Raw genomic sequence first — 20427 nt, 5'->3', positions numbered from 1 at the left:
CGCGGTTCCACCTCCACGGGAGCACGGGGACGTGCGATCGACGTCCGGGCGCGACGCTAACGACGGCATCTCAGAGAATTCTCAGCAAACGGGCGCCGAGCCCGATCTGACGCCGAATGACGCGCATTCACCGTTATTTACCGCCGATCTACCAAATGATGACTTTGCCAACCGTTGAGGGATATACCTCGTTTATCGATCGCAGCCACGGGGATGTCTGTCGTCAGTAATCGCCCGTTCTGGGCTTGCTAAAGGGATCCAGGAGGCTGTCATGAATGGATACCTGCCATATAAGGAGACCAGTCCGGCTCCTCGCTTCGGGGGCGTACGCGGCTGGCAGGAGGACATTCTCCGTGGCGAGTCGTAGCTGAATACGTCGGGGTATCGCGGGGTTCACCGGCCGCGGTACCCCGGCTCATGATGGGACGGGGGTCGTTGGTGGCACGGCTTTCTTATCCCGCCGCCCGGCGCGGCGATGTGGTGGAGAACCTTTTCGGCTTGTCGATCGCCGATCCCTACCGGTGGCTCGAAGACGGCCACGACGGGAGCGTACGGGACTGGACGAGCGCCCAGGATCGGCTGTTCCGCGCGTATCGCGCCCGGTGGCCCGAGGCGCGATCGTGGGCGTCCCTGGTGGATGAGGTGTCGTCGTTCGGTGTTTCGGAGCCTCCCATGGCGCGCGGTCCGGTCAGGTTCCTGGCCGAGCAGCGGCGGGAGGACGAGCAACGGCGGCTTCTCGTCGTCGACGCCGACGGGAGCCGGCGGGTGCTCGTCGATCCGGCGAAGATCGACCCGACCGGCCATACCGGCCTGTACGCCTGGTGGCCGTCGCGGGAGGGCGAACGCGTGGCCGTCCAGCTGGAGGTCGCCGAGCAGCCCGGCAGCGACATCATCGTGCTGGACGCCCGTACCGGCGAGACGGTGGACGGGCCGCTCCCCCGCGCCCGCAACACCTCACTCGCCTGGCTTCCGGGCGGAGAGGCGTTCTACTACGTCAGCCGCGTTCCCGCCGAGCAACTCGCCCCCGGTGACACGCGTCTGCACCGGCGCGTGCGGTGGCACCGGATCGGCACGTCCTGGGAGGCCGACACGGTGGTGTTCGGCGACGATGACGCCCCGGACCACTACTACGGGCTCACGGTCAGCGCCGACGGCCGTAGCCTGGCGATCACCGCGATGGCCGGACCCGCCGCGCCCAACCACGTGTACGTGGCCGAGCTCATCGACCCGCGGGCCCCGCGGTTCGTCCGGGTGGTGGACGGGCGCACGACGCGGGCCCGCGTGCTCCCCCGGTTCCTCGCGAACGGCGACCTGCTGCTGGTCACCGACTACCAGGCGCCGTGCGGCCGGATCTGCGTGACCGACCGGCACGACACCTACCCGGCGGCCTGGCGCACGCTGGTCCCCGAGGATCCCGAAGCGCCCCTGGACGAGTGCGTGGTCCTGGACGACCCGGCGCTCGCGCGCCCCGTCCTGCTGGTGGCCCGCGCCCGGCACGGCATCTCCACCGTCACCCCGCACGACCTGGCCGACGGACGGCCGCTCGGCCGGCTGCCGCTGCCCGGGGCGGGCGTCGTGTCGTCGCTGCGCACGAACCTCCCGCACGGCCGTCAGGCCTGGTTCGGTTACTGCGACCTGACCACGCCGCCCGTCATCTACCGCTACGACGCCGCCGACGGAACGCTGGAACGGGAGACCGGCGCCGCGATCTCCGGGCACGCTCCGAGGATCCACAGCCACGGCGTTCGCTACCGCGCGAGCGACGGCACGGAGATCCCCCTGTTCCTGTTCACCCCGGCGGAGGAGCCCCCGGGCCCCCGCCCGACCCTCCTGTACGGCTACGGCAGCTTCGGCATGCCGATGCGGCCGTGGTTCTTCCCGCTGGCGGCCGCCTGGGTGAGCGCCGGCGGCACGTTCGCGGTCGCCTGCGTGCGCGGGGGCGGCGAAGCGGGTGAGCACTGGCACGAGGCCGGTCGCGGCGCGCGCAAACACCGGTCGATCAGCGACTTCAACGACGCCGCGGCCTGGCTCGTCGAGACGGGCCGGACCACGCCGGCCCGGCTGGCGAGCTACGGGGTGTCCGGCGGCGGACTGCTGGTCACCGCCGCCGCCACACAGCGACCGGACCTGTACGCCGCGGTCGTCGCCGCCGGTCCGCTCTGTGACATGGTGCGCTACGAGCGCTTCGGCCTGGGCCACACCTGGACCGAGGAGTTCGGCACCGCCTCCCACCCCGAACAGCTCCGCTGGCTGCTCCGGTACTCCCCGTACCACAACATCACGCCCGGAACGCCCTACCCGGCGTTCCTCCTCGCCGGCGCGGTGACCGACCTGCAGACCGGCGAGGCCCACGTCAGCAAGATGTGCGCGGCCCTCCAGCACGCCACGAGCAGCGACCGGCCGGTCCTCATGCGGCGCGAGCCCGGCACCGCCCACGCGGCCTCCCCCGCGAGCAAGGAACGCGCCCTGACCGCGGACATCCTGGCGTTCGCCGGGGAACACACCGGTCTCTCGCCGGACGGACCCGCATCGCGACGGGCGGCCGTCACACCCAACGGCCGGGAACCTCGACGGCTCCGGCGAGTTGCTCGGGGGCGTCGTCGGTCTGGCTGAGGGCCAGCACCGCGTCGAACTGTTCGCACGCCTCGTCGAGGTCGCCGGTCGCGAGAAGGCTGCCGCCCAGCCGGTTGCGGATCTCCACCTCGAGCCCGACGTCGGCCTTCTCGCGGATCGCGGCCAGGGCCCGGCGATGGAGTTCGAGGGCCGCGCCGGTGTTCCCCAGCCCCTCTTCCGTCGTGCCCAGCCGGGTCAGGAGCGCGGCCTGCTGCGGGAGGTCGCCGACCTGCTCGGCCAGGTCGGCGGCCCGGTACAGCGGCCCGACGGCGTCGGCCGGCCGGCCGCGGTCCATGTGAAGGCTGCCGATGTGGCTCAGCGTCTTGCCGATGACCCTCGGGCTGCCGAGCTTCTCGGCGATCCGGAGGGAGCGCACGTAGTGGTCCAGCGCCTCGTCGTACCGGCCGAGTTGCTGGTAGACGGCGCCGAGGTTGCAGGTGGCCATGCCGACGAGCCAGTCGTCGCCGAGCGGCCCGGCCAGCTTCAGCACCTCGGTCAGCCGGGCGAGCGCCTCGGAGGTGCGCCCCGCCCATCGGGTGACCGTCCCCAGCACTCCCAGCGCTCGCGCCTGTTCGCGCAGGTCACCCGTGCGACGGCTGATGGCCAGGGCGTCGGTCAGCCAGGTGTGCGCCTGCTCGTACTCGCCCTGCAGACCGTACGCGATGCCGAGACACACCCGCAGTGACGACGCCAGCCGGTCGTCGGACGCCTCGACCAGCGGCAGCGCCGTCTCGGCGACCACCCGGCACTCGTGGTACCGGCCCTGCCGGACGAGGTAGTCGACCAGGCTGTCGGCGATGCGGCGAGCGTCGTCCATGTGCCCCACGGCCGCCGCGTGAGCGGCCACGTCGGCAAGTTCACCGGCCGCCGTGTTCAGCCAGGACGCCGCCTCCTTCGCGTCGGCGAAGGGCACGAACTCCCGGCCCGGCCCCGCCGGGAAGCTCTCGACGCCGTAGCCGTTCGCGCATCGCGCGGCGGCCACGTAGAGCCGGAACACGCCGGTGCGGGCCGCGGTGACCTCGGCCGGGTTCTCGGCCGCGAGCCGCCGCGCGTACGCCGCGACCAGGTCGTGCAGGCGGTAACGACCCGCGGTCGGCTGCCACAGGAGGCTGGCGTCGACCAGGCTCTCCAGGGCGTGTTCGGTGTCGTGCCGCGACCAGCCGAGCATGGCGGCCAGCGTCAGCCGGTCGAACTCCACCGTCGGCGACAGCCCCAGCGCGCGGAACGCGCGCTGGGTGCAGGGAGGAAGGTGGTCGTAGGAGAGCCGGAACGCCGCCTCCACACTGCGGTCCTCGGCGGTCAGTTCGCCGAGGCGGCGTTCGTCGTCGGACAGCCGGGCCACCAGGTACTCGAACGTCCACATCGGCCGGCTCTGCAGCCGTGCCCCGGCGATCCGCAGGGCCAGCGGGAGCCGGTCGCACAGCCGGGCCAGCTGCCGCACCGCCGCGGGCTCCTGGTAGGCACGCGTGTCACCCACGAAGCGGGCGAGCAGTTCCCCGGCCTCGTCGAGCTCGAGCGGTCCCAGCGAGACCCGCTGGTCCACGTCGAGTCCGACCAGCCGCCGGCGGCTGGTGACCAGGACCCTGCTGCCCGCCCCCGCGGGCAGCAGGGGGCGGATCTGCTCGGCGCCGGCCGCGTCGTCGAGCACCAGCAGGGTCCGCGTCGAGGCGGTCGCCGCACGCCAGGACGCGGTCAGTTCGTCGAGGTCGTCCGACTCTTCGTCGGCGCCGACCGTGCGCAGCAGCCGCCGCAGCACGCGCAGCGTGGCCGGCGGCTCGCGGCCGTCGCTGTGCCCGTGCAGGTCGACGAACAGGCAGCCGTCCGGATAACCCTTCTGGAGCAGCCGTGCGGCGTGCACCACCAGCGCCGTCTTGCCGACCCCCGCCACACCGTCCACCGCCAGGACCGACACCGCGTCCGTACGGTACGGCGCGGTGAGGACCGCGATCTCCGCGGCGCGTCCGGTCAGCTCGCCGACGTCACCCGGCAGCTCGTTGCGCCGGCAGTGACCCGGCCCGGCCGGTGGCGCCGCAGCCGGTTCGTCGGCCGGCGCGCGCCGTGGTGCGCCGCCGAGGAGGAACGCGTCGTCACCGCGCAGCACGGCCTGGTGCACCCGCCGCAGCTCCTCGCCCGGCTCGACCGCCAGGTCGTCGACCAGCCGGCCGCGTATCTGGGTGAACACCGACAGCGCGTCCGCCTGCCGGCCGCTTCCGTACATGGCGCGCATCAGCAGCCCGGCCAGCGCCTCGCTGTGCGGGTGCGTCGCCGTCAGCGCGGACAGCTCGCTCACCGCCTCCGCGTACCGGCCCAGCCGCAGCTGGCATTCGAGCTTCTCCTGCAGCAGAGCGATCCTGCGCTCCGTCAGCCGCAGCCGCTCTCCCTCCGCGAACGGCCCCGGAAGCCCGCTCAGCGGCTCGCCGCGGAACAGCTTGAGGGCGTCGGACCAGGTGTCCACCGCGGCACTGAGATCGCCGGCGTCGCGCGCCGAGGCCGCTTCGACGGCGATCTCCTCCAGCCGTGCCGTGTCCACCCGGGCGCCCTCGCTGACGAAGCGGTATCCGCCCCGGTCACGGCTGATCACGGTGTCCTCGGCACCCGCGGCGCGCAGGCGCTCGCGCAGCCGGTGCACATAGACCGGGATCACCTTGCCGCCGGTGCCCGGCGGCTCCGCGCCCCAGATCCCGTCGAGCAGCTCCTGCCGGCTGACCGTCGCGTCCGGCCGCAGCATCAGGGCCACCAGGAGCGCCTGCTGGCGAACCGGCCCGAGGTCCAGCGGAGCGTCGCCGAGCCACGCCCGTACCGGACCGAGCACCGTGAACCGCAGTTGCCGAAGGGTTCCCATCACGCTCTCTCGCTCTCAGCGACGGCCGCCTGGAAGGAAGGGGAGGCGCCCAGCGCGTCGAACCGGAGCCTCGGGTCGACGGAGTTCGCCGCGAGCATCGCCATCAGGAAGGCGTTCACCAGGAGGCGGTGGAGCGTCGCGCGATCCATGTCCCGGTGTTCGAGCCAGCGCAGCACGCACTGGTGGAGGAAGGTGAGCTGCCCGTCGATGGCCGTCCTGAGCACCGCCGAGCCGCGTACGGTCTCCAGGTCCGCCGGGCTCATCCGCGCGATGTGGTCGACGAAGCTCGCGACTCTCCGCTCGCGCTGGGCCTTGGTCACCTCGGCGACGCCGGGGATGCCGATGCGCCCTTCGACGAGCGCCGCGTAGCCGATGGCGTGCTCCTCGGCGTACGTGATGAGGCCGTCGATGGCGTGCTCGAGCTGCCGCAGCGGCGGCAGCGAGACGTCCGGTTCCGTCGCGGCGACGAGCTCCTCCGTCGCCGCCCACACCACTGCCACGAGGAACTCCTCCCGGTCGTGGAAGTAGTGGTACAGCAACCCTTTGGAGACCCCGGCGGCTCTGGCGATCGTGCCGACCGACAGCGTCTCCACCGGCTGCGTGCCGAGCAGCTCGATGCCGACGCGCAGGAGCTGCTCGCGCCGCTGGTCCGTATCGAGGCGAACCCTGACCATGGCAGCAAACTAGCAGTATTGACCGATCGTTCAATAGTTATCCGGAAAATACCCGCAGGCCGGTACTCCGCGGGGAGCACCGGCCTGCGGGGGCCGTCGCCGGCCGGCGCTCACGGGAGCGCCGGCCCGCCGTCATGACGCGGGCCGGAAGGCCCCCAGGCCGTTCGGCACGCCGACGCCGGTCGGACCGTCCCATCCCGGCCCGGACACGCACAGCACGGCCGGGGCGTCCTTGCAGCCCTCGGCGCCGTTCTGCATGTTGGAGCCGCTGGTGACGTCCTCGATCGCGCTGCTCGGCGCCCGGTAGATCGTGTTCGGGCCGCTGACCTTCTCGGTCGCGCCGGCCCGGACGAACAGACCGGCGATGTACGGCGACGCGGCGCTGGTGCCCACGCCGACGCCCCAGCCGCCGATCGGGTCCGCGCTCGCGGTGGGCCAGTAGGTGTCGTAGATCGTCAGGCCGCTCGCGGCGGCGGCGATGTCCGTGGTGGCGCGGTGTCCCCCACAGATCTTCGACACGGACGCCGGCTGCCGGTTCGCGGGCGGCAGCGTCGTGCTGCACCCGCTGGAGGAGGACATGTACTTCTCGCCCTCCACCTTGCCCCACGCCTTCTTGGTGAAGGTCTGGCCGCCGTCGGCCGAGGTCAGCTCCACCCCGCCCGCGGAGATCACAAAGGGCAGCTGCTGCGGCCAGTTCTGGTCCTTCGGGGCGGTCCCGAGGAAGCCCAGGTCGCCCGCTGCGGAGACGATCGGGACACCCGGGTGGTGCATGCCCTTGGGCAGCGTGCCCTGGGTGAGGATGTTGCTCTGGTGTCCGTTGCCGATGAAGTAGCTGATCGAGACCGCGTCCGCGCCGAGGCGTATGGCCGTGTTCGTGGCATTGACCTCGTGCTGCGCGTCGAGTTGCGGGAAGCCGACCGCGCCGGCGGCGAGCGAGGCCGGTTCGATGGGCTGCTCGACGACCAGGATCTTGCAGTTCGGGCAGGCCGCGGACACCATCTCGACGTCCATGACGGTCTCGAGGGTGTAGCTCTGCGCGAGTTGCGAGAGCAGCGGCAGCCTCACGGTGGTCGCCGGCGGCTTCCCGCCCTTCTCACCGACGACCTTCAGGCAGCCGCTCGCGGTCGTACAGGCCGGGAGCCCGTACTGCTTGCGGTAGGCGGCCAGGTCGGACTCCAGGCTCGGGTGGTGGGCCATGGTGACGATGCCCACGGTCCCGCCCTTCCCCTTGTCCGCCGGCAGGTGGAAGGCGCGCGCCAGGTCGTCGGGGCCGAGACCCGCGGGTTGTGCGGTGTTCGCGGGCTTCGACGCGTCACCGGACGCCGAGAGCAGCCCGAAGTCGCACCCGATGCGGTACTTCTTCGGACCCGCGCACGAGTTGACCACCTTGTGAGTGCGCCACAGGGTGCCGTCGAGGATCGACGCGCGGATCGCGGCGGGGCTGTCGGAGTTCGCGGCGCTCGCGGCGACGGTTCCGGCCGTCTTCTGCTCCGGGGACTGCACCGCGGCGGTCACGGCGGCGACCGTCGCCGCCGCTGCGGCGACGGCGACCCCGATTTTCAGGTATTTCATCGTTTCTCTTTCGTAACTCGGAGCGCCCCCGGCCCGCCTGTGCGAGGCCGGGGGCGCCTGGTTCAGGAGGCCGCTATCCGCTGGCCCAGCCACTCCTCGAGCGTGTCCACGGCGGGCTTGCCCGTGCCGTCGACGGACCGGGTGCCGTAGGCCACGTGGACCTGGGATCCGTAGAAGACGGCGACCTGGAGGCCTTCGCTCACCACGTTCTTCGGGGTGAGGTCCTCCTTCACCAGCTGCTTGAGAGTGCCGTTCGGCAGCTTGAGCCCGGCCACCTGCAGACCGTGCTCACCCAGGTCGAGGACCTGCGGCAGCATGCCGAGCACGTTGACGCCGAACACGTTGTCGAGCGACTTCACCGGGTGCTTCTGGTCGATGACCGGCGGGTGCCGGGGGTCGAACTTCTCCAGAGCGGTCTGCATCTTGCGCAGGTCGCGGACGATGCGCGTCCAGTTGACCCGATCCAGGACGATGAGCGCCTTGCCGACCAGCTGGGCGTTCTGGTCGGGCACCAGCTCCAGCGCCGCGCCGATCGCCCTGAAGTCGATGTCGTTGGCGATCTGGGCCAGCGGCATGAGCCGCTCCTCGATGGCGTTCACCGAGCGGAAGGTGCCCTTGACGTCGCCCTTCTTCATCTGCTCGGGGAGGGCCCTGGCGGCCTTCGTGATGCCGGCGAAGTCGATCTTCGTGAGCTTGAGGATGTTGTTGGCCTGCCCCAGCAGATGGGTCGGCTGGAGCGCCAGCAGGATCGTCGTGACCTGCGCCACCTGGCCCGTCGGCACACCCGCCAGCGGTGCGATCTTGCCGGTGGCGTCGGCCGCGACCGAGGCCAGGGAGTCCAGGTCCTGGTTGGACGCGGCGGTGGTCGCCTTGTCGAGGTCGCTCGCGAGCCCGGCCATGTCGATCTGCCCGAGGGTCTGCAGCACCTGGCCGGCGTCGTGGGTCTGCGGGTTGGCCAGCAGCGCGTTCACCAGCAACGGGTTGGAGGCGAGCTTGGCCAGCGCCTGCACGGGCTGGACGAGGGCGGTGAGGTTGGTCGCCGTACGCCGGGCGCCCTTGGCGTCCTTGTGCTTCGCCTGGGTCGCGAGCTTCTTGATGCCGGTGGGCAGCAGGCTGAGGTCGGGGTTCGCCCCGTCCTCCTTCTTGTCCGGGTCGTCGGTCTTGCTGGGGTCGGGCGACTGGGTGAGGTCGTCGTCGGCGCTGTTCAGCAGGTTGGTGAGGCCGACGTTGCCCAGCACCGCACCGAGCGCCAGCGTCAGGTGGTTGTCCTTCGGCGAGGCGCAGTACAGGTCGCCCTTGAGGCAGACCTCGGCCATCTTCCCGTTCAGGGCGCCGTATCCGCCCTTGCGCGGACCGAGGAGGCCCTGAGTGCCGGGCAGTTCGTTGCCCAGAACGACCTCGCCGTCCGTGCCCTTCTGCGGGTCGGCCAGGTTGCCCCCGGCGATGAAGTCGCCGGCCGGGACCGGGCCGTTGCCGTTCCCGACCTGGGCGAGAAGGTCGCCGACGATGTCCGCGCCCTGGCTGTAGCCGATGCCGACGAACTTGGTGCCGGGGCAGGACTGAGAGATCTTGGTGACCGCGGCCCGGGCGGCCCTGAGGCCCGCCTGCTCCGAGTCGGCGTAGGTCTCGTTCTGGGTGAAGGCCTGGGCGTCGTACGGCACGGTGTACGTGGAGACCCGCGAGCCGAACTGCTGCTGGAGGCCGTCCGTGATGCCCTTCAGCATGCCCGTCGCGGCGTTCGGATCCGCGGATGGAGTGATCTCCCAGGTCCCGGGCACCGAGATCAGCTTCACCGGGCTGCAGGTGACGTCGGAATCGGCGCGGGCCGCCCTCTGCGGGGAGATGGTCGCGGCCGCCACGGTCGCGCCGGCCGCCGTGACCGCCAACGCGGCCAGTCCCAGCCTTCGTGCGCGCCTTTTTCCTGGTCGCCTTCTCGCGTTCGACATGGAATGCACTTGTCGCCTTCCTCGCTGTTGGGGGACTTTCCGGCGCGCCCCGGGGAGGCTCTGGCGGGTGCGCCGGAGGGTGGCAAAGGAGGAGAGCCGCCGACCGCGGGTCGATGGCTTGCCGGTTCGCGGTGAACCGGAGTGGAGAACGCGGGCATCGGGCCCGGCGAGGACGCCGCCGGCACTCCGCTACCCCCGTGAGGCTCCGTAAGTAGGCCTTTCGCTGTTTACGCTGCGAAGCTAGTCAGGCCCGTTGAAATATCGATGACACAACAATTACCCGCGGACGAGATCCATTAATTCCCATAGCATGGCGGCATGGACGTATTCGGCGGTGACCCGATATCGGTCCTGCCCTCGACGGTCGAGGAGTTCTGTATCGCGGATGAGGTTCATCGGTTCGACGGTGATGCCGAGCGTCACGGGCGTTCCCGCGCCGTCATCGACGACGCCGCCGAACGCGCCCGGATCGCCCGCTACCTTCGGGGAGCCGAGGTGCTCGAACAGAGCCAGGCATGGCTGTTCACGCTGTTCGACGATCCGGCCGCCTCGGCCGAAGGGGTCCCGCTGTCCTATTACACCGACGGCACATGGATCTGGTCGGACGGCTGCGCCTACCACCTGATCGCCCACCACCACGCGCCACAGCCCGAATTCCTCAGGCACATCGCCGCCGCCGAATACCGGTGCGCGTCCGTCTCACCGGCCGTGGTCGCGAAGGCGCGGTCCGCCCTTCGCGCCCATCGCGAGATCGCGGAGGAACTGCACCTCCGATCCGTCGACCAGTGCTCGATCGACCGGTCGGGCTGGGCGAACGACCCGCCCACCGTTCCGTACGATCCGGACCGGATGGACGAGTTGCTGAGCGACGACTCCCCCTTCACCGTCGACGTCGAGATCTCCCTGATGGGCGCGGGCTGGCAGCCGGGACGGGACGCCGGCGCTCGCGTGACACCCTGGCTCACCGAATTCTGTGCCCGGGAGGGAATTCAGGGCCGCCGTCATCAGGCCTTTCCCGCGGCCGTCGCGCTCCTGGCGGAGTTCGGCCTGCTCGACATGGCCGAGGTCGGGTACCACATCCATTTCTTCCCGCTGGACGCGTGGATCGATCCGGTGGAATACGCGTGGTACGCCGAAGAGATCGGGACGCGGCTCTTTCCGATCGGCCTGATCGAGGATTGCGGCGACGTCCTCGGCCCGGGGTACATCAATGGCCGCGGCCGGCTTTTCGTCGACGAAACCGGGCGGATCCTCGCTCGGTACGACAACGCCTGGTACCTCCTCGGCGAGGATCTCGGCTCGGCACTCGACCTCGTCCTGAACGGAGGGCCGCCCGCGGCGACCAGCCGCGGACACCGGTCACCCGGTCCCTGGCCCGGTGGCCTCCCGGCCGTTGCCCGCCATGGGGAGTGGACCCGCTTGAACCCTCGGTGGTACCCCTTCAACTCCAGCACCTCCTTCAGGCTCGCCGGCGACTCCATCCGCCTCGACGCGGGCGATCCCGAGTGGGATCTGGAAGACGTCTTTCCGCGGAACGAGGGCGCGATCGCGGAGGTCGAGGCCCCACTGGCACGTGAACTGGGCTGGCGCAGGGCGGCGGTGTACGGCGTCGGCGTCACGCCATGGCTCACCGAGCGAGCGGTCGAGATCGCCGGAGTGCGTCCCGGCGCGTTCCGCCGGCTGAGTTCGCTCGGCCGCGAACTCGGCCCACCGAGCCCCGACGACATCCGCGCGTGGTTCTCCCGGAACGGCCACTCGCCGTTCAACGTCGGCTTGACCAAGACCCTGGTGTTCGACGACGGACGGTGCGGCTACCTCGTCGCCGGCGCGGACACCTCCGTACGGGACGAACTGATCGACTGGCTCGCGAAGGCCGTCCGGCGACTCGACCGGGCCCTTCGCAGCCGTGGGTTGCGGGTGCTCGAACGCGAGGACGTCGACCGGGACGACCCTCGCGGCCGGCTGGTGGTGAGCGCGGGTGGCGCGGCCCCCGCCCTGCGGATCGAGCTGGCCGAGGACGGCTGGTTCGCGACCCCTGACGCCCCCGGCGCCGAGAGCCGGCTCCTCCGAAGGCCCGACCAGACCGGCGACGTGCGCGTGCACGGTCGCAACGGATTCGACGACCTGGCCCACGACGTCCACGCGATCCTGCTCGCCGACGCGCTCCGCGACTGAGGTCAGGACGGCGGACGTGTGCGGTCCGCGGCGAGAGAGAGCATGGCGTGCGCCCGGCGCGCCGGGTCGGCCACCGGCTCCAGACCGAGCTTGTCGAAGACCTCACCGACGACCCTGACCACCGTCGCCTCGGAGAACAGCAGCCGCGCGGCGATCACCTCGTCGGACCATCCCCCGGCGACCAGATCCACGACTTCGCGTTCCACCCTGTTCAGGCCGCGCAGCTCCGGCACCCGGGTCGAGCCGACGAGATTCTCGATCACCGCTCGGTCCAGGCCGAACTCCCCCGCGACGACGCGCAGCAGCGCGAGGACGACGTCGGCGGGCCGGTCGAAACTGCTCCCCGACACATATCCGACGCCGCCGCCGGCGGCCACGAGCTCCCTCGTGTAGCTCACTTCGGCGCTCGATGAGACGAGCATGACTCCGGTCGCCGGGTGCCGGCGCCGCAGGTCCAGCGCCGTCCGTACCTTGTCGTGGTCCGCGTACGACGGACCCACCGTCGTCATGGTCACGTCCGGCCGCTCTCGCTCGGCCATCTCGATCAGCGCCGAGAATCCGTCACCTGTGATCATCACCTCCGCGCCGTACGCCCGGCTCAACTTCGCCATGCGCTCGGCGAGAGGGACGTCGTCGCCACCGACCACGATCCGCACGCGGCCAGTCTGCCCCACGGACCTCGCGACGTTCTTCGCCTGAGACCGGGTCGCCTCGGTGCCCTGTACGTGCGTCTACCCGGACGTCCGTACGAGGTGGGCGGCGGCCTGGATCTCCGCCTCCTCGCCGGGGAAGTACTCCGTCAGGAACGTCGTCAGGTCGTAGCCGGTGAACTCGCCGTCCTCCAGCTCGAGTTCGTCCCGGGCCAGGGGCAGCGCCTGCTCGTACCACCGGTCCCAGTCGTCATGACCGATGCCCACGACCAGGAGTACGGCCGTGTCCGGCGACACGACCGCGAACAGGAGACGCAGCTCGGAGGTCTCGAGCCGCAGCTCACTGATCTCGGGCGCGGTGTCGCCGCCGAGCCACTGCTCCAGCTCGGCGGCGCCGCGCAGCATGTCGTCGGCGGCGGCCCGGGCCGGTGCCACGTCGTCCACCGGCCGGCCCGGCACGTACGACTCGTCGAAGGCGGCGAACGCCTCGTCGATCGTCCGGTTGGCCAGCGCCGCGGCGTACCCCGCCTTCACGGCCTCCTTGCGTGCGGCGAACACGTTCAGTCCGGCCTGGATCCGCCGCGAGAACAGGGCGGCCCTGGCTTCTTCCCCCACCACTTCCTCGTACTGCCGACGCGTCTCGGCCAGGGTGTCCGGATCAAGGCCGCCCGCACCGATCCGCAGCTCCAGGCGTCTGCGTGCGGTCGCCAGGTCGGCGACGCTCCGGCGGACCCGCTGGAAGAGGCGTAGCCGGCGCTGGTAGGAGTGATCCAGCGCGATCCCGGGATGCTGATCCCGAAGCGCGGACTCCAGCGGGATGACGAACGGCGCACCGGGCTCGAATCCGCCCTGGAACAGCACCGTCACGGCCTCACCGACCACCCGGCCCATCTGGTGGTCCTCGGCCAGCAACGCCGCCAGCCAGGCGCGAACCTCACGCGACATGCGAACCCGCGTGCGCTCCCCGGTCATGTCCTCACGGTGGCAGGAACGGGCCGCCCCGACAAGCTCCGCATCGGCCCCGGGATGGGCGGCGCGCGGGCTCAGCCCGGCCTGCCGCCGGTGTCGCCGGTCGGAAAGCCGATCCGGAGGAGGACGGCTGCGGCGGCGGACGCCAGGATCACGGCGGCCGCCACGGTGAGGGCGCCCTGGTATCCGTGGTGGAGTAGCGGAGTCACCACCAGCGGCCCGGCGATCTGGCCGGCGGAGTACCCCGCGGTCAGCAGCGCGACGGAGCGCGGGAACCGCAGGTCGGTGCCTGTGGCGAGCGCGAGGGTGCTGACCCCGACGAACGTGCCGCCGAACAGGGCCGTCGAGACCAGTGCCGCCGCCACACCGCCGACCAGGGCGGGTGAGGCGACGCCGACCGCCTGCACGATGAGCGCGGTGAGCAGGAGACCAGGGCGGGACCAGCGCCGGTGCAGCCATGCCCACAGGGCGGAGGAGGGGATGGCCGCCAGGCCGACCAGGGCCCAGGCCGCGCTGCCGATCCAGGCGGGGGCTCTCTGCTCGATCGCGGCGACCAGGAAGGTGCCCGCGATGATGTAGCCGACGCCCTCCAGCGTGTAGGAGACGAACAGGGCGGCGAAGCGGCGGTGGACGCGCCGGCCGCCCGTTCGCTCCCGGCCGGCAACGTTCACCGGCCGGGGTGGCGGTTCCGTCCTCAGGTTCCACGAGGGGACGGTGAGCAGGACGACCAGCCCGGCGGCGGCCCACCACGCGACGCGCCAGTCCGCGACGGAACGCAGGATCAGCACCAGCAGCCCGGACAGGGCGATGCCCGCGCCGATACCGCCGAAGGCCCAGCCCGGCAGGTGGACCGGGTGGCCGCGCAGGTGGTCCAGGACGGAGCTGACGGCGATGACGAAGATCAAGGCGCTGGTCACGCCGGCGACCGACCGCAGCGCCAGCCACAGCGCGGTCGCGTGCGTCAGCGGCATCGCGGCGAGGGACACGCCGAGGACCACCAGCGAGCAGCGCAGGACGGTCGAGGAACGCACCAGCCGCGGCAGCAGGATGCCGCCGAGGGCGCCGGCCAGGTAACCGGCGTAATTCGCGGTCGCCAAGCTCGCGCCGGTCCCGGCCGACAGGCCGGCCTGGGCGTTCATCAGGGGAAGGATCGGGGTGTAGACGAACCGGCCCACCCCCATGCCCGCCGCCAGCGCGGCGGCGCTGGGAATGATGTGGGCCCGGGGCGAGCGGGCCGCGCCGGCGTCGGTGACGCCGCGCTCTTGCAGCGATGCGGAGCACATGGGAGTTCCTCGGCGAGGCGGGACGGTGGGCGGGGTGGCTCCCGCCGCAGCCCGGAGTGCTGCGGCGGGAGCCTTGGGGGGACGGCTCCCGCTCGGCCGCGGGGGGCGGCAGCGGGAAGCCGTGGGGGCGGGTGCGACCGGGCGGAGTCGTTCGTCAGCTCGCGGCCGTGGGACGTGGCGCGGCGCGCCCGGACGCGGTTCTCCTCGGGCCCGGTGAGGACCGGCGGTGGCGTGCCGTCGCGTTTCCCATGCCTCCACGATGCAAGGTCCGCCGGGGATGACGCCAGGACCGGATTCCTCCCTGCTGGTAGGCGCAGCCTCCCAGCGCCGTACCATGACGGAGATGGAGCTTCGTCAGCTGCGATACTTCGTCGCGGTCGCCGAAGAACTCAACTTCGGCCGCGCCGCCGAGCGGCTGCTGATCGCCGGCCCGTCGCTCTCCCAGCAGATCAAGGCGCTCGAACGCGACCTCGGCGTACGGCTGTTCGACCGCGACCGCCGCTCGGTCAGCCTCACTCCCGCCGGCTCGGCCCTGCTCCCGCACATTCGCGCCGTACTGGAACGGGCCGACGACGTCCGCAACCGCGCGGCACGACTGTCCGGCTCCGAGGCGGTACGGCTCGGGTACGTCAGCTGGCTCCCCCCGGACCTGGTCCCCCGCGTCTCCACGGTGGCTCAGCCGCACATCGACGCCTGGGTCGCGCCCTCGCACACGCAGGCGGCCCGGGTCTCCGCCGGCGGCCTGGACCTCGCGGTGTGCTGGGTGTGCACGGACGACCTCGAGCGGCACGGGCTGAACGCCCGGCTCCTCGGCGCCGACCGGCTCTACGCGGTCGCGACCGGCACCGACCCCGGCGACGTCCGCGTCCAGGACACGTCCGTCCTCGTCTCCGACGACACCGCGTCGTGGCTGTCGTGGAACGTCTACGCCGAACGGCTCGCCCACGAGACCGGCGCCCGCGCGGTGCGCATCCCCGACTCCGGCATCACCGGATCCGGTTTCTTCGACCACGTACGCCGCAGCCCGCGCCCGATCGTCGACTCACCCAAGGGCCGGACCGCCTCGCTGCCGCCCGACCTGGTCAAACGCCCGCTGATCGCACCGCGGGTCTACTGGACCTGGTCCCTCGTCTGGCGGCGCGACGAGGATCGGCCCGCCGTTCTGGCCGCCGTCGACGCACTCACCGACGGCGTCGGCGACCTGGGGATCCACGACCCCGAGGCCTGGCTACCCGAGGACGATCCCCACCGGCGGTAGGCCTCGCCCCGCTCACTCATCGGCCGTGAACGGTCTCAACGGACTCATCGATGAGGTGCGCGTTCCACACGACCGCCGCCTGCTCGTGGGAATCGACCCCGGCGAAGAAGGCGTCGGCCAGTGCCGCGTAGTCGGGCTCGTCGAAGCCCGTGTCCCCGACGAACCGGGGCCGGTACACGGCGAAGCCCTCAGGTGCCGACCGCGGCCGGTAGGGGACGGCGATCCTCAGCGACCGCCGGACCGGGAGGTACTCGACGGCATCGACCATCAACGCGTCGACCCGGCCCGCGTCGAGGTGAAGGTAGGCGTCGGCGACGAGCACCGCGCGAAGCCGGCCGTCACGCCCCGCCTCCAGCGCCTCCTGGCCGGCTCTCGCACCGTCGGCGATGTCGTCGAACACGAGGCGGTCCATGCCCCGCTCACCGTCCACCTGCTCATAACCGAGCAGGGGAATCAGCGTCGCCCCGTCGGAGACACTCCAGACACCGTGTGCGGCAAAAAACCCGGCCATTCCGGCGATCTCGTCCATGGCCGACCAGCGTAGTGAGCCGTAACGATCATTCGGCCCGGACCTGGGGCGCGTCGTCCGCGGCGATGCGGTCGAGCCACTCGGACAGCAGGCTCCGCTCGCCCGGCGTCAGGGCGGTCGTCTCCGGCAGGACGGCTCGGAGGGCGACGGCGGCGCCGACCGGCCCGGTCGCGGCCGGAACGGGCACGTCGGTGACGATCGCGGCGATGATCGCCTCCCGGGCCAGGGAGGACAGCCGCAGGTCGCGGGCCTCTTCCGGCAGGGCGATGAGGACGAGCGTCGTGCCGCTGCCGGCGGCGTGGACGAGCTGTGCCGCGCGTTCCTCACCGACTCTCAGGCGGCCCGCCCGGGCGATCCTGCCGATGTGCCCGGCGAGGATGTCGAACGCCGCGGCGGCCGCCGGGGAGGTGGAACCGTGGTGCGGGTCGCCGTACATCAGCGCGTAGAGCTCGGGATTGGCCAGGCCGAAGCCGACGTGCAGGTCCCATCCGGCGCGCAGGTCCTCCACCGGGTCGTCGCCGGGTTGGTGTTCGGTCTTGCGGCTCAGGTACCTGGTGATGCCGTAGGTCGCCAGCGCGTCGAGGAGTCCGCGTTTGTCACCGAAGAGGCGGTAGATGGTCGGGGCCTGGACCCCGGCGGCGGCGCCGACGGCGCGGGTCGAGACGGCCTCCCGGCCGCCCTCCGCGAGAAGGTCGGCCGCCGCGGCGAGGATCCGCGTCCGCGTGTCCTCCCGGGCGCCGGCCGAGGGGGTCGAACCGACGTCGTCCATGAATCGATGTTAACAGTCCAGCGTTAGCGATTCTTTGATATCGATGCTAACGTCACCGCGTTAGCGACGGAAACGCCGTCGCGGGCCGGGTTCCGGCCCACTCCTTCATGACTGGAGACCAGCGTGATCATCGTTACCGGTGCCAGCGGTCAGCTGGGCAGGGCGACCGTCGAGCGGCTGCTCGAACGCCTCCCCGCCGGGCAGATCGGCGTGAGCGTCCGTGACCCGGAGAAGGTGCCGGAGTTCGCGGCGCGCGGCGTCCGCGTACGCCGGGGTGACTTCGAGGACCCGGGGAGCCTGGTGCACGCGTTCGAGGGGGCGTCGCGTGTCCTCATCGTGTCCACCGCCACCACGGGCGAGGTCGCGGTGCGCCACCACCGCACGGCGATCGACGCCGCCAAGGAGGCCGGGGCGGGCCGCATCCTCTACACCAGCCACATGGGCTCGAACCCGGCCTCGCCCTTCGCGCCGATGGTCGACCATGCCGCCACCGAGGTCGCGCTGCGGGACTCCGGCGTGCCCTTCACCTCGCTGCGCAACGGCTTCTACGCGGCAAGCGGCGCCATGTTGCTCGAGAACGCGCTCAGAACGGGCGAGCTGGCCGTGCCGGAGGACGGTCCGGTGTCCTGGACCGCCCACGCCGACCTGGCCGAGGCCGCCGCACTCGCCCTGACCGGCGGCGGCGAACCCGACGGCTCGGCCGGCGGCGGGCTCGACGGCCTGACCCCCGCCCTCACCGGCTTCGAGGCGATCGACATGGCCGGGATGGCGGAGATCGCCTCGGAGCTGACGGGCCGGACGATCCGCCGGACCGTCGTGTCCGACGAGGCGTACCGCGCCGGGCTGGTCGCCCACGGCGTTCCCGAGCCGGCGGCCGACCTGCTGCTGGGCATCTTCGTCGCGAGCCGGCAGGGGGAGTTCGCCGAGGTGGACCCGTCCCTCGCCCGCCTCCTCGGCCGGCCGCCCGTGCCGTTCCGGGAGTTCCTCGCCACGACCGTGTCACCGGCCAGGTAGGGCGTACGTCCCGCGGACGGTGAGCGCGCCGATGCCGCGTCACTCCTGCCGGCCGTAGCGAGGGTTGGTGGCGTGCCATTCGAAGCCGCCGCCCATCCAGGCGCGCAGCCCGCGCAGGTAGCGCTGGAGTTCGGCGGACGGGACGGCCGCGAGTTCTCGGTGGCCGGCCTCGAAGTCGCGTACGAGGTCGTTGTGGAGCGTCACGGTGATCTCGGTCGCCTCGTCGACGGTGCAGTCCCGGTCGGCGGCGATCAGGAGGACGAGGTTGCAGACGGGGTTCTCGTCGGCGGCGTCCTTGGCCACCGAGTGCAGGTCGTTGACCAGCACGCTCGCGGTGCCGGCCTGCATGGAGGCGCGGCGGACGCGCGGCTCGTAGAAGAGCTCGGCCGGCACCTCGTAGCCGCCGACGACGTCGATGAGCGTCATGGAGGTGTAGAAGCTGTCGTGCTGGCGCGCCGCGAGGTACTCCCACGCGGGTGGGTCCTCGCCGGTCTCCCGCCAGGCCGCGTACGCGGTCCAGCTCACGAACATGGCGAAGGTCGAGTAACAGATGCGCTGGACCTGGGCCGAGGTCGCGTGGCGGTTCAGGTGGGCGACCGCCGACTCGAGCATCCGCAGGACCAGGTCGTCTCCGTGGGCCTCGCGCAGCGGAGGCGTGAGGTCTCCCACGGGCGGGACCGGGTCCATGGCCGACATCGCCAGGGTGAGGCGTTGCGGAAGGCGTGCGGGCACGGCACCCAGTGCGGTGTCGTCGGCGTAGTAGTCGTCGGCCGCCCACCAGGCGGCGTTGAGCTGCGCGGCGACGAGGAGTGCGTCGGGATCGTCGGTGTCGGGATGGGCGAGCGTGACGAGCTTCCCGAACGCGGCCTTGCCCAGCGCGTCGAGTTCGTCGTCGCTGAAGCCGCGGTCGCGCGCCCAGTCTCCGAGCCTGGCGTCCACCTCGTCGGCGAGCCTCTGGTCGACGCGTTCGGGCAGCGGGCAGTAGAGCGGTGAGTGCGTACCGTCGCCCCACGGCCGTTCGGCATAGCCCGGACCACCGCGCGCCGGGCCCGGGACCGCGTCCGGGAGGGTGCCGTACGCCGGCCGGCGGCTGGGGCCCGCGGCGGCGAGCAGCGAGGGCAGGAGCGCCGCGTCGGTCCCCAGGCCGGTCGGTCTGCCCAGCCGCACCTCGGCGACCGGCGGGATGGGCCGGCCTCCGGTGCCGCACGGCCCGTGCGTCGGGTTCATGCCTGCTCACCTGCCTTCGTCGAACACGGTCGTTGCGAGGAGGGACTCAGATCCGGTCGGCGGCGATCAGCAGGTACTGGAAGCCGCCCGTGCGGTAGGCCTCCAGGAACGCCTCCTCGATGCCGGTGGCGACCGATGACTTCTGCCGAAGCTCCCAGTATGGGATGGTGTCCGCGGTCAGGTCGATGACGCTGACGGGCACGAGCCGGTTGGCCGCCATCGCGCGGAAATAGTCCCTGCGGGGATGGATGTCGCACACGTAGTGGGCGTTGATCGTGGAGACCGCCTTGCACGGCAGCCCGTACACGTCGTTGTAGCAGCCGGTGATGGTGACGTATCGGCCGCCGCGCGTCAGCAGCCGGGAGTGCGCCGCGAAGAGGTCGTCGAGGACGACGTACATCGTCGACTCGTTGTTCCAGATCGCCTGGAAGCCGCCGGCCTCGAACCCGGTGTCGAGCATGTTCTTGAGGTGGAACCGCACCTTGTCGGCGACGCCGTGCTTGGCCGCCTGGTCGTTGGCGAAGTCCACCTGGGCCTGGGAGATGGAGACGCCGTCGACCCGGCAGCCGAAGGCGGAGTTCGCCATGATGCTGGTGCCGCCCCGGCCGGAGCCGGCGTCGAGCAGGCGGTGCTCGGGCCGGATCTCGCCCAGGTGGCTGAGCAGGAGCCGGGCCTGGGCGTTCTCCAGCCGGTGTAGTTCGGTGATGACCGCCTCGTCCCGTGCGTGGTCGTCGGCGACGTCGAGGACGGACCAGTCGACCTCGCCGACGCCGTAGTGGTGGTGGTAGATCCCCGACACATCGCCCAGCCGCAGGTTGACGGGGTTGCGCTCGGCGTTCCAGTAGTTGGCCACGTCGTTCTGGTACACGCTGGCGATGGTCATGCCTGATTCCTTTCGGTGGGGGG

15 protein-coding genes are annotated in these 20427 nt (G+C 71.7%); 4 read left to right on the top strand and 11 right to left on the bottom strand.

Going from position 1 to position 20427, the window contains the following annotated elements; genetic code table 11:
• The first annotated feature begins 417 nt into the window (after nt 1-417).
• The gene (locus OG417_RS08265; RefSeq protein WP_329252078.1) at nt 418-2613 is read left to right on the top strand and encodes a prolyl oligopeptidase family serine peptidase; all 2196 of its coding nucleotides are present in this window, start codon (nt 418-420) and stop codon (nt 2611-2613) included.
• Here the strand turns inward: OG417_RS08265 and OG417_RS08260 are convergent.
• The 4 genes from OG417_RS08260 to OG417_RS08245 all read right to left on the bottom strand — a co-directional run bounded on the left by OG417_RS08260 (nt 2546) and on the right by OG417_RS08245 (nt 9587).
• Entirely contained in the window at nt 2546-5455 is a 2910-nt protein-coding gene (locus OG417_RS08260; protein ID WP_329262191.1) for an AfsR/SARP family transcriptional regulator, read from the bottom strand. The genes OG417_RS08265 and OG417_RS08260 overlap by 68 nt on opposite strands.
• Nucleotides 5455-6129 (bottom strand): TetR/AcrR family transcriptional regulator, encoded by a 675-nt coding sequence (locus OG417_RS08255; RefSeq protein ID WP_329252075.1) that lies wholly within the window; start codon nt 6127-6129, stop codon nt 5455-5457. Before OG417_RS08255 ends, OG417_RS08260 begins: the two co-directional genes overlap by 1 nt.
• 132 nt (nt 6130-6261) lie before the next feature.
• Nucleotides 6262-7701, bottom strand: a complete 1440-nt coding sequence (locus OG417_RS08250) for a hypothetical protein (RefSeq protein ID WP_329252072.1) — start codon at nt 7699-7701, stop codon at nt 6262-6264.
• A gap of 62 nt (nt 7702-7763) precedes the next feature.
• The gene (locus OG417_RS08245; RefSeq protein WP_329252069.1) at nt 7764-9587 is read right to left on the bottom strand and encodes a cutinase family protein; all 1824 of its coding nucleotides are present in this window, start codon (nt 9585-9587) and stop codon (nt 7764-7766) included.
• A gap of 378 nt (nt 9588-9965) precedes the next feature.
• Here OG417_RS08245 and OG417_RS08240 point away from each other — a divergent pair, with 378 nt between their 5' ends.
• Nucleotides 9966-11822 carry an SUKH-3 domain-containing protein gene (locus OG417_RS08240; RefSeq protein WP_329252066.1) on the top strand — a complete coding sequence of 619 codons (1857 nt, stop codon included), beginning with the start codon at nt 9966-9968 and terminating at the stop codon, nt 11820-11822.
• A gap of 2 nt (nt 11823-11824) precedes the next feature.
• Here OG417_RS08240 and OG417_RS08235 read toward each other — a convergent pair whose 3' ends face one another.
• The 3 genes from OG417_RS08235 to OG417_RS08225 all read right to left on the bottom strand — a co-directional run bounded on the left by OG417_RS08235 (nt 11825) and on the right by OG417_RS08225 (nt 14724).
• Nucleotides 11825-12478: a DNA-binding response regulator gene (locus OG417_RS08235; protein ID WP_329252063.1), complete on the bottom strand. Its 654-nt coding sequence runs from the start codon at nt 12476-12478 to the stop codon at nt 11825-11827.
• A 75-nt stretch (nt 12479-12553) separates the two neighbouring features.
• Nucleotides 12554-13444 carry a hypothetical protein gene (locus OG417_RS08230; RefSeq protein WP_329252060.1) on the bottom strand — a complete coding sequence of 297 codons (891 nt, stop codon included), beginning with the start codon at nt 13442-13444 and terminating at the stop codon, nt 12554-12556.
• A 71-nt stretch (nt 13445-13515) separates the two neighbouring features.
• Nucleotides 13516-14724 (bottom strand): YbfB/YjiJ family MFS transporter, encoded by a 1209-nt coding sequence (locus OG417_RS08225; RefSeq protein ID WP_329252057.1) that lies wholly within the window; start codon nt 14722-14724, stop codon nt 13516-13518.
• A gap of 343 nt (nt 14725-15067) precedes the next feature.
• On the opposite strand from OG417_RS08225, the gene OG417_RS08220 reads away from it, so the two are divergent.
• On the top strand, nt 15068-15982 hold the full coding sequence (locus OG417_RS08220; protein ID WP_329252054.1) for a LysR family transcriptional regulator: 915 nt from the start codon (nt 15068-15070) through the stop codon (nt 15980-15982).
• A gap of 16 nt (nt 15983-15998) precedes the next feature.
• Here OG417_RS08220 and OG417_RS08215 read toward each other — a convergent pair whose 3' ends face one another.
• Both OG417_RS08215 and OG417_RS08210 read right to left on the bottom strand, forming a co-directional pair.
• Nucleotides 15999-16511, bottom strand: a complete 513-nt coding sequence (locus OG417_RS08215; RefSeq protein WP_329252050.1) for a hypothetical protein — start codon at nt 16509-16511, stop codon at nt 15999-16001.
• A 28-nt stretch (nt 16512-16539) separates the two neighbouring features.
• Entirely contained in the window at nt 16540-17280 is a 741-nt protein-coding gene (locus OG417_RS08210; RefSeq protein WP_329252049.1) for a TetR/AcrR family transcriptional regulator, read from the bottom strand.
• A 123-nt stretch (nt 17281-17403) separates the two neighbouring features.
• Between OG417_RS08210 and OG417_RS08205 the strand changes: the two genes are divergently transcribed.
• On the top strand, nt 17404-18294 hold the full coding sequence (locus OG417_RS08205) for an NAD(P)H-binding protein (protein WP_329252046.1): 891 nt from the start codon (nt 17404-17406) through the stop codon (nt 18292-18294).
• A gap of 39 nt (nt 18295-18333) precedes the next feature.
• Here OG417_RS08205 and OG417_RS08200 read toward each other — a convergent pair whose 3' ends face one another.
• Entirely contained in the window at nt 18334-19521 is a 1188-nt protein-coding gene (locus tag OG417_RS08200) for a family 2 encapsulin nanocompartment cargo protein terpene cyclase (protein ID WP_329252043.1), read from the bottom strand.
• Nucleotides 19522-19567: 46 nt separating this feature from the next.
• Nucleotides 19568-20404, bottom strand: coding sequence for a geranyl diphosphate 2-C-methyltransferase (locus tag OG417_RS08195; RefSeq protein ID WP_329252040.1), 837 nt, complete (start codon nt 20402-20404; stop codon nt 19568-19570).
• Nucleotides 20405-20427: the final 23 nt, after the last annotated feature.

Source organism: Actinoallomurus sp. NBC_01490, assembly GCF_036227085.1.
In the GTDB taxonomy this organism is placed as follows: domain Bacteria; phylum Actinomycetota; class Actinomycetes; order Streptosporangiales; family Streptosporangiaceae; genus Actinoallomurus; species Actinoallomurus oryzae.
The sequence above is the reverse complement of the archived record's forward strand: the minus strand, read 5'-3'. Positions and strand labels throughout refer to the sequence as shown.